We start from the raw sequence: 12,043 nt of genomic DNA on the forward strand, positions 1-12,043 counted from the left end.
AAGGCGTCAGCGCACATCGGGCTGGGGGCTGATCCCGGCGTACGACCTGGGGTTGATCGGCAAGGGTCGGCTCAGGGTCTTCCCTGGTGCTCGGGCGGGGATGTTCGTCAAGGTATGCAGCCGAACGGGCGCTCCCCTCGCGGAACTCCGCTAGGGATGTGATGACTGGCCTGCATACCTAGACGAACATCCACCACGGTCAGCGGCCGACCAGGCCGGTCTCGTAGGCCAGTACGACGAGCTGGACCCGGTCGCGAGAACCCGTCTTGGCCAGCAGCCGGCCGACGTGGGTCTTCACGGTGGCCTCGGCGACCACGAAGGTCTCGGCGATCTCGGTGTTGGACAGGCCGCGGCCGACGAGGGTGAGGACCTCACGCTCGCGCTCGGTCAGTATCGCCAGGCGCTGCTCGGCGGCGGCCGTCGTGGGGGTCAGGGGTGCGGCGGCGGCGAAGTGCTCCAGCAGGCGCCGGGTGGTGCTGGGTGCGACGACGGAGTCGCCGGCGTGCACGGTGCGGATCGCGGTGAGCAGGTCCTCCGGACGGGCGTCCTTGAGCAGGAAGGCCGCCGCGCCTGCCCGGATCGCGGCGAAGGCGTACTCGTCGAGGTCGAAGGTGGTCAGCACGATCACACGAGGTGCGCCCTCACGGCCGGCGATCAGACCGGTCGCCTCGACGCCGTCCATGCGGGGCATGCGTACGTCCATCAGGACCACGTCGGCTTCGGTCCGGCCCAGCGCGGCGACGGCCTCCTGGCCGTCGCCGGCCTCACCGACGACGGTGAGGTCGGGCTGGGAGTCGATGAGCATCCGGAACCCGGCGCGGACGAGCTCCTGGTCGTCGACGAGCAGTACTTTGATGGGCTCGGCACGAGGCGTCATAGCGGCATCTTCGCGTAGACGCGGAAACCGCCACCGGGCGCCGGGCCGGTCTCGAGGATTCCGTCGTGGGCGGTGATGCGCTCGCGCATGCCGATGAGCCCGAGCCCGCTGGAGTCGCGGGTCTCCTCGGCGGCGGCGCCTCGGCCGTCGTCGGTGACCTCGATCTCCAGGCTGCCCCCGTCCGCCGTCACGGTCACCCGGGCAGCGGCGCCGGGACCGGCATGCTTGCGTACGTTGCTGAGCGCCTCCTGGACCACCCGGAAAGAGGTCAGCGCGACGCCCTCGGGCACGGCGAGGCTCGGATCGGGAAGGGTCGCGGCCAGTGTCATCCCACCGGCCCGGGTCTCCTCGACGAGCGTCGCGATGTCGGTGAGACGCGGCTGGGGGCGGGTCAGCGTGTCCCCGTCGCGCAGCAGACCGAGGAGCTGTCGCATCTCCGCCAGCGCCTCGCGCGCCGTCTGCGCGACGGTCTCCAACGCCTTCGGGGCGAGGGCCGGGTCCTGCTCGGCGGCATAGCGCGCGCCGTCGGCCTGCACCACGATGACGCTCAGCCCGTGAGCGACCACGTCGTGCATCTCGCGCGCGATCCGCGCCCGTTCCTGGGTCGCTCCGAGCTCGGCCCGCTGCTCGGCCTCGCGGCGCAGCTGCTCGTTGCGCTCGATCAGCGAGTCGACGTACGCCGCTCGGGTGCGTGCCAGCGCTCCGAGCGCCCAAGCGGCCACCGGGAACGTGGCGAGGGAGAGCACCACCGAGACGTACGTGCTCCAGTTGATGCCGCCCTGGGTCCCCCCGCTGGACGCGTCGACGGTGCTCATCCAGTCGTACGCGCCGAGGAAGGAACCGAAGACGCCCACCGCGAGGGCGGCAAGGCCCCAGCGCGGCCTGGCGTAGCGCGCGACCGAGTAGACCGCGATCGGGAAGGAGAGCTGGGATACGAGCGGATAGTCGAGGAGGAGCACCTGCAGCCCGCACGCGGAGGCCACGACGGCGTACACGATCACCGGATGGCGACGCCGCCACAGCAGCGGCACCAGCTGGATGATCACGAGGACCAGGTCGACGACGTGGTCGGTGCTGGAGACGTCCTGCGCCGCGCCGCCGTCGAGCATGGCCTGGACCGCGTAGAACGGGATGATCAGGAACAGGGTGCCGGCGAGCAGCACGTCGAACCACCATCGCCCCCGCGGGCCGAGCCGCCAGGGCCGTACCAACTCCTCCACGCAACCACCGTAGAGGAGGCTGGGCGGTCGGGACGTCAGCCCGGGGACGGATGTGCTCCTCAGACCCTGGGCGGACTAGAATCCAGAGGCTGGCGATGGACCTTCGCCGCTTGATGGTGCTTGGGAGGGCTCGTGGAGGCAGTGCGCTACGTCGCGATCGGTGACTCGTTCACGGAAGGAGTCGGCGACGAGACTCCTGACGGTCACGTACGCGGCTGGGCCGATCTGGTGGCCCAGGGCTGGGCCTCCTCGGGCGTCCCGGTGGAGTACGCCAACCTCGCCATCCGCGGCCGGCTGATCCGCCCGATCGTCGAGGAGCAGCTCCCTGCCGCGCTGGCGCTGAAGCCGACCCATCTCTCCTTCAACGGCGGTGGCAACGACATGCTCCGCCCGAAGGCCGACGCGAACGCGATCGCCGACCTCCTCAACCCCGTGCTCGAGGCCTGTGACGCCAACGGGATCACCTTGATCCTGCTCTCCGGTGCCAACCCGTCCGCCCGGCTCCCGCTCGGCAAGGTCTTCCAGCGCCGCGGCGACGAGCTCGTCGGCCTGGTCGAGCAGCGAGTCGCCCACCGCGACGACATCGTACGCGCCTACAACTGGCCCGACACCACGCTCATGGACGGACGCTTCTGGTCCGAGGACCGCCTCCACATGAACGCCCGCGGTCACCACCGCGTCGCCGCCCGCGTCCTCGACTCGCTCGGCGTCGAGGTCCCCGAGGGTTGGTGGGACCTCGACTTCGAGGCCGCGGCGGGCAAGAAGGGTCTGGCCTACTACCGCGAGTTCGTCGGCCCGTGGATCCACCGTCGTCTCACCGGCCGCTCCTCCGGCGACGGGCGCACCGCCAAGTTCCCCACCTGGACCCCGATCGCCGACTGAGAACCGAAGCGTCACCCCCGTCGGCCGAAGCGTCAGCCCCGTCGGCCGAGATGGCATTCGCGTGCCAACTCGGCCGACGCGCGTGACGTCTCGGCATCAGGACCAGTGGCGGCGGATCACGGCAGTGACATCGAAGGGGTCGGCACCGCGCTGAGCGGCCAGGACGCCGGCACCCTCGGGCGAGCCGGTGTAGAGGAGGCCGGAGCCGCCGACCCAGTGCTCCCAGGCGTCGCGGAACGCATTCGCGTCGGCAGCGCGACGCCCCAGGGCCGCGGGGACGGCGTGCCATGCCTCGCCGTCCGCAGTGTGGCGGCCGGAGACGCCCAGCCGCAGCCGCTCGAGCGCCGCCAGGTCGCCGACGACCGGCCGGGAGACCAGGTAGCGCGGGGCCGCGATCGGCGCCACCGCCTCCTCGAGCGAGGTCGCGAAGAGCGCCGACTCCTCCTCCGGCACCCCGGCCAGGTGGAGCCGGTAGCTGCCGTCGGAGTCGACCGCGATCTCGAGCCCGTCGGCACCGACAGAGGTCTGGCCGGTCGCCTTCAAGGCGTCGGCGACCGCAGCACCCACCGCCCCGACCGTCGGTCGCCTGCGTAGCTGGGAGGCGATCCGTGTCCCCTCCCGATAGGCGTACGCGGCCCACATCGCCCACAACCCGCCGGCAGCACCACCCAGCACTGCCGCGGCGCCACCGCCTACCCCGATGACCACCGCCAGCGCGAGGCTGATCAGCACGGCGGCCGCCAGTGCGCCCTTCGCCGGCAGCTGCCACTCCGGGACGCGGTCCGCCAGCAGCCGAAATCCTGGCGGCCGAGGAGCGAGCACGACTCCCGCCGGCGCCCGCAGCGCACCGGCCCGGCGCAGCCGCACCCTGACGGTGCGACCGGCGACGTCGGCGTACGGCTCTCCGATCCGCCACCGCTCCCGGATCCCCGCACGATCCTCCGAACGCGCCACCATCCGGGCGTTGACCTCGTCGAAGTCGGACTCCGGCGGGGCCGCGTACGGGGAGAAGGACTCGTCGATGTGGCCGACGCCGTCGACGACGGAGCCGTCCTCATCGGCGCCGAAGAAGCCGGTGTGCTTGCGCACCAGCCGCTTCCAGTCGTTGTCGCCGCGCGGGTGCTCCTCCTCGACGCAGACGACGGTCCAGTTGACCGCGACCTTGTCGGGCCGCTCCGGATCCGTACGCAGCGAGCGTCCGCGCAGCTGCACGACCGCGGTCGTGGTGGTGGCCGCGGTGAGGTCCACGATGCCGGTGACCGACCGGGCGTCCCAGCCCTCACCGAGCAGCCCGCGCGTCCCGACCAGCACCCGGCAACCGCCGGCCTCGAAGAACCTGGTCACGTGGCCCACCCACTGCCGGCTGCCCCAGCGCCCGACGAGCGTGGCGTACGCCTCCCCCTCCTCGACCACGAGCCCGCCGGCCAGACCGGGATCGGTCTCGGCGATGTGGTCGACCAGCGCGACGAGGGTCGCCGCCGGCCCGGCGACGGTGGCGCCGGTGACCAGCAGGACGTCCTCGTTCGCCGTGCACAGAGTCGTCAGGACTGCCCGCGCCGAGCCCGCCTGCTCGGCGATCACCCCACGCAGGTCGACCGGCAGCGTGGCCGAGGCCCGCTCGTGGTCGGTGACGACGAGGAGCCGCAGCGAGTCGCCGTGCGCCAACCGCTCGTGTTCCACGATGGCCGCCGTCGCGGTCGTCTTGGCCTCCGAGCGCGCCAGCACCCGGTCGACGGGCGATCTCCCGGCCCGGATGCCGCGCCGGGTCAGTGTGTAGCCGACCGCCGGCAGCGCCTGCTTGATCGCAGCCAGGGCTTCATGGTCGCCCTCCGCCTCGGAGGCCGCCAGCTGTCCGCGTACCCAGTCGCCGATCAGCGCCACCCAGTCTTCGGCCGACGGGTCGCGACGGTGCGCCTCGGTCAGGGTTGCTCCGTTCGGGAGGGCGAGGAGACCGCGATGGTGCGCGCGCAGGGCCGCGGTGGCCAGGTCCGGAGACGCTTTCGCGATCTCGGTCCAGGTCGGCGCTCCGTCCGCCTGGGACAGGAACCGTCGGTCCAGCCACGTCAGGAACGGCACGGTGCCCAGATCCGCGGAGGTCAGCGCGGTGAGCAGCTCCTCGAACCGCTCCGCACTCCCCCGCAGCCACTCGCGCTCGCCCGACGTCGGGGCGGTCAGCCACACCAGGTCCGCGAACGGCGCCAGGTCGCCCTCGCGCACCGCTGCCGGGATCGAGGTCGAGAACACGATCTCCCCGAACAGCAGCTCGACGAGGGCGGACTCCTCCTTTGTCAGCGCCTCCGGCGGGGTCGCGGTCAGCCCCAGCACCCGGGCGTCCGGCAACAGCAGGAGGATCTCGCCCAGCAGCTCGCCCCAGACCTCGAGCAGATGATGGCACTCGTCCAGCACGAGCAGCAGCGGGCCGGCGGATCGCAGCACCGAGACCAGCGCCCGGCCGTTGTCGTGCAGCCTGGCCAAGTGGCTCTCGCCGGTCTCCGCCTCGTCGTCGGGGTCACCGAAGACCGCGACCGACTGGTACGTCAGCGAGGTCAGCGGCGCGTCGAGGTCCCGTGACGCGGACGCCGACAGGCCCAGCGCGGACGCCTGCCGCAGCCACTGCCCCTGGATGGCCGTGTTGGGACTGAGCACGACAACCTTCGCGCCGTCCGCGATCGACTCCCGTGCGGTCTCGAGCCCCACCAGCGTCTTCCCTGCACCTGGCGGCAGCACGACCCACGCCCGCCTCCGCCCCTCCACCCAGGCCTCGCCGAGCGCCGACAGCGCACGCTGCTGATGAACACGGAGCTTCACGCGCGAAGCCTAACCACTGCCGAGACGTCACCCCCGTCGGCCGAGACGTCACGTAGGTCGGCCGAAGCGTCACGTACGTCGATCGAGACGTCACTCGCGTCGCGCGACCCGTCACATACGTCGATCGACTGTGCAACGGGTGCCGTCTCGGCCGACCTACCTGACGTCTCGGCCGACCTACCTGACGTCTCGGCCGAACTAAGTGACGCCTCGCCGGGGGCTAGCGGTCGATCCGAGCGATCGACCCCTGAGCTGCGGCGACGAGCACCTCGGAGCCGTCGGCAGCGACGGTGAAGACCTCGCAGCGGGTCAGCGCGTTGCGGCTGGTGTGGTTGATCACTTCGGCGTACGCCCGCAGGTGGTCGCCGTTGGACGGGCGCAGGAAGTCGATCGAGAAGCCTCGGGTGAGGACGTGCGGTCCGAGGATCGTGCCGCCGGCGAACGCGAGTGCGTTGTCGGCGGCGTAGGAGAGTACGCCGCCGTGGACGGTGCCGAACTGCTGCAAGAGCTCCTCCCGCAGCGGGATGCGCAGCGTCGCGTGCCCATAACCGACCTCGCCGACCTCGACGCCGATCAGCCGGCTGAAGGGTTGGTTCGCCAGGATCTCCTCGGCCTCCGAGGCCGTCACCGCAGGTGTCTCCGCCATGGCTGAAACCTACCGGGCGAGGCCCCGGCGCCGAGAAGCTCAGGCGGCGGTCGCGAAGACCGCCTCCGACTCCGGGTTGCGCGCGATGGAGCGCCGGGCGAAGGAGAAGGTGACCGCACCGAGGACCGCGGTGACCACCATGGTGATCGCCAGCGGCACAGCGGTGTGCTCGCCGGCGACGGCACCGAGCGGCGAGGCGAGCCCGCCGCCGAGGAACATGATTCCGCCCATCAGCGCCGAGCCGGAGCCGACCGCGGGCCGGGCCTGCTCGATCGCCAGCGCGCCGGTGTTGCCCATGATCAGGCCCACCGAGGTCGTGACGACCAGGATCGGCAGCAGGATGAGTACCTTCGGCACCGGCAGGAGGGCGACGACGAGCACGAGCATCGCGCCCATCGCGAGCACCGGCTGCGCCGACCGGATGATCCGCGCCGGGTGCACCTGGCGCTTGGCCAGCCGCGCAGAGACCAGTCCGGCGACGGTCAAGAACGCAGCGTTGACGGCGAACCCGATGCCGTAGACCGCGGCCGAGGTGCCGATGACCGACTGGTAGAGGAACGAGGAGGACGAGACGTACGTCATCAGGGTGGCGAAGGTGAGCGCCTGCGTCAGCGTGTAGCCGAGGAAGGCGGGCTTGGCGAGCAGACGGCCGAGGTCGGCGTACTCGACCCGGGTCGTCCGGCGCTCAGCGGGAAGCGACTCGCGGATCACCAGCAGCACGACGACGACCTGGAGGACGGCGATCGCGGCGACGATGCCGAGCACCCCGCGCCACGGCACGAACCCAGCGATGGCGCCACCGATCACCGGTGCCACGATCGGTGCGATACCGCTGATCGACATCATGATCGACATCGCCCGGGCGGCGGCGAAGCCATGGAGTACGTCGGCCACGATCGCCCGCGCCATCACGATCCCGGCCGCGGCGGCGAGCGCCTGCAGGAAGCGCGCCGCGATCAACATCTCGACGCTCGGTGCCAGCGCGGCGAGCACGCCGGCCACCGCCGCGACGACCGATCCGATCAGCAGCGGCTTGAGCCGTCCGAACCGGTCCGAGATCGGCCCCCAGGCGATCTGGCCGAGCGCGAGCCCGATCAGGAAGGCGGTGAGGGTCAGCTGTACGTTGCTCGCCGCGGCCCCGAGATCGGACCCGATCTGGGGGAAGGACGGAAGATAGAAGTCGATCGCCAGCGGCGCGGACGCCGAGAGCAGAGCGAGTGCGAGCAAGAGCCGCGGCGGGACTGACGTCACCGAGGAGACCTCCGGAGAAAAGTTTGGTTGAAGAAGACAACCAACTGAACGCCTCGGTCCCGCCGGGCATTCCTCACCAGAGCGTGACGGACCTCTCGAAGATCCCGGCCAGATCCTCCGCGGTCGGCTGCTTCGGAGCGGTGGCGAGCAGCCGCTGCTGCTTGAGCGCACCCTCGACCAGGTCAGGGATGTCACCGGTCGTGTAGCCGACCTCACCGATGCCCGCCGGGATCCCGATGTCGCGCATCAGATCGGTCAGCACCCGCGGCAGCAGATCGCGAGGCTCCTCTGTCGACTCGTCGAAGCCGGGAGCCAGCAGGCGGGCCGCCCGCAGGTGACGCTCGGGAGCCGCGTCGAAGGTGTAGCGGAACGCCTCCGGCGCGGTCAGAGAGACGGCCATCCCGTGCGGCACCATCGCCTCCTCACCGGGGTAGTCGGCAAGGTGGAAGTCCCGCACCCGCCCGGCGATCGGGTAGGCGTTGGCGTGCGGGATGTGCACACCGGCGTTGCCGAACCCCAGGCCCGCGAAGGTCGCCGCGAACGCCATGTCGCCACGCGCGATGGTGTCGTCGCCGTTGGCCACCGCCTGCCGGAATGAGCCCGCGAGCAGCGACAGCCCCTTCTCCGACCACATGTCGGAGATCGGGTTGGCACCGCAGTAGGGCACCCGCTGACCCGGCTCCTTGCGGTCGTAGGAGGTGTAGGGCCGGGCCGTGTAGCTCTCCAGCGCGTGGCACAGGATGTCCATCCCGGACGCGGCGGTCACCCCGGCCGGCTGCGTCATCATCAGGTCCGGGTCGACGACGGCCAACGTGGGCCGCAGGCGGGCGTGCGAGATCCCGGTCTTCACCTTGAGCGAGAGCACGTCGAGCACGCAGACGGTCGTCGACTCCGCCCCGGTCCCGGTGGTCGTCGGCACCGCGACCAGCGGCAGCAGCGGGTTGGCCGGCGCGAGTCCGCGCCCCACCGGCGCGTTGAGGTAGTCCATCAGATCACCGTCGTTGGTGGTCAGCAGGTTGACCGCCTTCGCGGTGTCGATGCTCGAGCCTCCCCCGACCGCCACGATCGCGTCGAACGGCCCGTTCTCACGGGCGAACTCCACCGCGGCGCGCATGCTCTCGTCGGTCGGCTCGACGTGGACGCCGTCGAAGACGACGGCAGTGACGTCGTACGCCTTCATCTGCTCGGCCACCCGCTGCGGCAGCCCGGTCGCAGAGATGCCGGGATCGGTCACCACGAGGGCGCGGCGGGCGCCCAGGGACGCCAGGTCGTAGCCGATCTCGGCCGATGCTCCGGTGCCGAACTTGAGCTGCGGGGAGCCATAGGTGAACACGGTCTCGGGTGTGGCATGCGTCATGAGCGCACGATATCGACCGGCTCCCACCCACATCACCGGGCAGAGTGCACAAACGTCTCGTGAGACACCCATGGTCTTAAGTCATCTAATTCACTAGACTTTATTCAGAACAGATCGCCGTCACGAGGAGACCACGCAATGACCATCGCCGAAGCAACACCCGCGACCGACCTCACCGACCTCACCGTCCACAAGGTCGGCGGCCGGATCGGCGCCCGCATCGACGGCGTGAGGCTCTCCGGGGACCTCTCCGCCGAGACGATCGCCGAGATCCGGTCCGCCCTCCTGAAGCACAAGGTCGTCTTCTTCCGGGGCCAGGACCATCTCGACGACCGCGCGCAGATCGCGTTCGGCGAGCGCCTGGGTCCGCTGACGACCGCCCACCCGACGGTGAACACCGGCAGCGCCCGCGTACTGACCCTCAAGGCCAACCGCGGCATGGCCGCCAACTCCTGGCACACCGACGTCACCTTCGTCGACCGGCCGCCGGCGTTCTCGATCCTGCGCGGCGCGGAGATCCCGGAGTACGGCGGCAACACCGTCTGGGCCAACACCGTCACCGCCTACGAGCGGCTCCACCCGCAGCTCAAGGCGCTGGTCGACAACCTGTGGGCAGTCCACTCCAACGACTACGACTACGTACGCCCCGACCAAGCCGAATCCACCGACGACGTGGCCGCGCGCCGGCGCGAGGAGTTCGTCTCGACGATCTACCGGACCGAGCACCCGGCCGTCCGGATCCACCCCGAGACCGGCGAGCGCGCGCTCGTCCTGGGCCACTTCGTCAAGCACTTCACCGGCCTGAACCAGAAGGAGAGCGCGATCCTCTTCAACCTGCTCCAGGACCGGGTCACCGCCCTGGAGAACACCGTCCGCTGGCACTGGCAGCAGGGCGACGTCGCGATCTGGGACAACCGCGCCACCCAGCACTACGCCGTCGCCGACTTCGACGAGCTGCCGCGCGAGGTCCGCCGCATCACCGTTCAGGGTGACGTACCCGTCTCCATCGAGGGCGAGCACAGCCGGGTGCTCGAGGGCTCCGCCGAGGTCTACAACCGCCTCGACGAGCTGATCTCCTGACCGACGTACGTCCGGGAGGTCAGGCGAGGGTGAAGCTGACCTTCCGGGCGACGACGTCGGCCGTCTCCAGCCGCACCTCGACCTCCTCGCCGAGCGGGAGGGCAGTCGTGCCGGTGACCCGGGCCTCGATGGCCGGCTCCTCGACGGTGATCGAACCCTTCTGCTTGTCCTCGTCGTCGACCTCGACGACGACCGCGGCGAAGGTCTCCCCGACCCGCTGGGACAGCAGCCCGGCCTCGACGAGGTCGACGACGCCGCGCTCGTAGGCACCGCTGGTGCGCGAGGAGGCACGCATCGTCTCTGGCAAGGTTTTGAAGGCGCTGGTGACCCAGTCGGGGACCGGCTCGTCGGCGCAGAGCGCCAGGCAGACCTCGCCGGCGTAGCGGTCGATCAGCCGGCGCAGCGGCGCGGTCACGTGCATGTACTCGTTCGCCAGCGCCGAGTGCTCGGTCAGCTCGGGAAGCTCACCATTGAACGAGGCGTACCCGCTGCCGCGCAGCAGCCGGGTGCACGCGATCGCCATCGCGGCGTGCTTGCCGTTCTTGCCGTCCAGGGAGCGGATGAAGTCGGGGTAGAGCATCTCCGCGGGCCACTCCAGCCCGAGCGCCCGAGCGGTGCGGTGCAGCCGCTGGACGTCACGCGGGTCGGGCTCCGGCAGGGTCCGCAGGAGCCCGACCCGGGCGTAGACCATCAGGTCCGCCGCTGCGAAGCCGGTGAGCAGCGAGATCTGGGCGTTCCAGTTCTCGACGGGCAGCAGGTCGCGGTATTCCAGCGACCAGTGGTCGCCCTCGACCGAGATCTCCTGGTCGCGCAGCGGCAGGTTGACCCCGCCGCGGGCCGCCTCGAGGGCGATCCGCTTCTCGCCGACCTCCTTCAGCAGCTCGAGGGACTCGGCATAGTCGGCGTCACCGAACCCGTCACCGTCGAACATCTTCTGCACGCCCTCGTAGGAGAGCTTCGCCCGCGACCTGACCAGCGCCCGCTCGACGACGGTGTCGGTCCCCTCGCCGGCCGCATCGAGCTTGTGGGTCCACAGCAGGGCGGGACGTACCTGGTCCGGGAGCAGCGAGGCGGCGTCCTCGGAGAGCACCTTGGGGTGGAGCGGGATCTTCGCATCAGCGGCGTAGAGCGTCTCGCCCCGCTTGTTGGCCTCCAGATCGACCGGGTCGCCGGGCGCCACGAAGGCGGCCACGTCGGCGATCGCATAGTGCACCACATAGCCGTCACCGTCGCGCTCCAGGTGAAGCGCCTGATCGAGGTCCATCGACGTCTCGGGGTCGATCGTGACGAACGGAAGGTCGGTGCGGTCCAGCTCCGGCAGCCTCGGGTTGGCTGCGGCGATCGCCGCGGCCTCCTCCACCTCCCGCGGGAACTCGGCCGTCACCCCCAGCTCGGCCTGGAGCGCGGCGATCCCGTCGCGGAGCGTGGTGGCGGCGACACCGCTGTCGGCACTTGCCACCCGGATGATGCGTGCGGAGCCCATGGCCAGAACTGTAGTGGCTACTTCTTCTTAGAGGCCTTGTACGACTTGTGCAGCGCGGCGGCTTCCTTGCCGAAGGCTTTCGGGTTGCCCTTGAAGGCGCCGAACTGATCCCACAGGCCCTTCGTGGACCCGTTGTACGCCTTCGCCGACCTGTCGATCCGGGCCAGTGCCTTACGCTGCGAGGAGGTCAGCGAACGCCTCGCCCTGAGGTGCTCCGACCGCGCCCGGGCCTTCTTCGAGACGTCCTGGATCAGCCAGAACAGCCCGACGATGATGATCACGACGAGGAAGCCGGCGAGGTTGGGCCCCGAGGCGGTCTCGGCAGCCAGAACGATCATGACTTGACGGTAGGCTCGCGTGTTCTCCCAGGTCATGGCCGCTTTGAAAGATACCCAATCCTCGATTCGGCCATCCTGGTCCCGGGCGGCACGATAGTCCC

Annotated in this window: 10 protein-coding genes; 2 read left to right on the plus strand and 8 right to left on the minus strand. The window is 70.5% G+C overall.

All coding sequences use genetic code 11. The features are described 5' to 3' along the window. Positions 1-199: 199 nt before the first annotated feature. Positions 200-877, minus strand: coding sequence for a response regulator (locus IEY84_RS19740; RefSeq protein ID WP_183546115.1), 678 nt, complete (start codon positions 875-877; stop codon positions 200-202). Beyond that, positions 874-2,097 carry a sensor histidine kinase gene (locus IEY84_RS19745; protein ID WP_183546117.1) on the minus strand — a complete coding sequence of 408 codons (1,224 nt, stop codon included), beginning with the start codon at positions 2,095-2,097 and terminating at the stop codon, positions 874-876. Before IEY84_RS19745 ends, IEY84_RS19740 begins: the two co-directional genes overlap by 4 nt. 132 nt (positions 2,098-2,229) lie before the next feature. On the opposite strand from IEY84_RS19745, the gene IEY84_RS19750 reads away from it, so the two are divergent. Continuing rightward, positions 2,230-2,979 carry an SGNH/GDSL hydrolase family protein gene (locus IEY84_RS19750; protein WP_183546119.1) on the plus strand — a complete coding sequence of 250 codons (750 nt, stop codon included), beginning with the start codon at positions 2,230-2,232 and terminating at the stop codon, positions 2,977-2,979. 96 nt (positions 2,980-3,075) lie between these two features. Here IEY84_RS19750 and IEY84_RS19755 read toward each other — a convergent pair whose 3' ends face one another. The 4 genes from IEY84_RS19755 to IEY84_RS19770 form a co-directional block, all read right to left on the minus strand. Further along, on the minus strand, positions 3,076-5,787 hold the full coding sequence (locus IEY84_RS19755; RefSeq protein WP_183546121.1) for a DEAD/DEAH box helicase family protein: 2,712 nt from the start codon (positions 5,785-5,787) through the stop codon (positions 3,076-3,078). A 220-nt stretch (positions 5,788-6,007) separates the two neighbouring features. After that, entirely contained in the window at positions 6,008-6,433 is a 426-nt protein-coding gene (locus IEY84_RS19760; protein WP_183546123.1) for a PaaI family thioesterase, read from the minus strand. A 39-nt stretch (positions 6,434-6,472) separates the two neighbouring features. Further along, a complete protein-coding gene (locus IEY84_RS19765) occupies positions 6,473-7,684 on the minus strand; it encodes a multidrug effflux MFS transporter (protein ID WP_183546125.1) in 1,212 nt (403 codons plus the stop codon). 73 nt (positions 7,685-7,757) lie between these two features. Further along, positions 7,758-9,041 (minus strand): hydroxyacid-oxoacid transhydrogenase, encoded by a 1,284-nt coding sequence (locus IEY84_RS19770; protein WP_183546127.1) that lies wholly within the window; start codon positions 9,039-9,041, stop codon positions 7,758-7,760. 138 nt (positions 9,042-9,179) lie between these two features. Here IEY84_RS19770 and IEY84_RS19775 point away from each other — a divergent pair, with 138 nt between their 5' ends. After that, complete coding sequence (locus tag IEY84_RS19775) at positions 9,180-10,121, plus strand: TauD/TfdA dioxygenase family protein (RefSeq protein ID WP_183546129.1); 942 nt, start codon at positions 9,180-9,182, stop codon at positions 10,119-10,121. Between the two features lie 19 nt (positions 10,122-10,140). Here the strand turns inward: IEY84_RS19775 and IEY84_RS19780 are convergent, their stop codons facing one another. Both IEY84_RS19780 and IEY84_RS19785 read right to left on the minus strand, forming a co-directional pair. Next, positions 10,141-11,604 carry an RNB domain-containing ribonuclease gene (locus IEY84_RS19780; RefSeq protein WP_183546131.1) on the minus strand — a complete coding sequence of 488 codons (1,464 nt, stop codon included), beginning with the start codon at positions 11,602-11,604 and terminating at the stop codon, positions 10,141-10,143. 17 nt (positions 11,605-11,621) lie between these two features. Then, complete coding sequence (locus IEY84_RS19785; RefSeq protein ID WP_183546133.1) at positions 11,622-11,942, minus strand: hypothetical protein; 321 nt, start codon at positions 11,940-11,942, stop codon at positions 11,622-11,624. Between the last annotated feature and the right edge of the window lie 101 nt (positions 11,943-12,043).

The sequence above is a fragment of the Nocardioides albus genome (genome assembly GCF_014648255.1).
Lineage (GTDB): Bacteria > Actinomycetota > Actinomycetes > Propionibacteriales > Nocardioidaceae > Nocardioides > Nocardioides albus.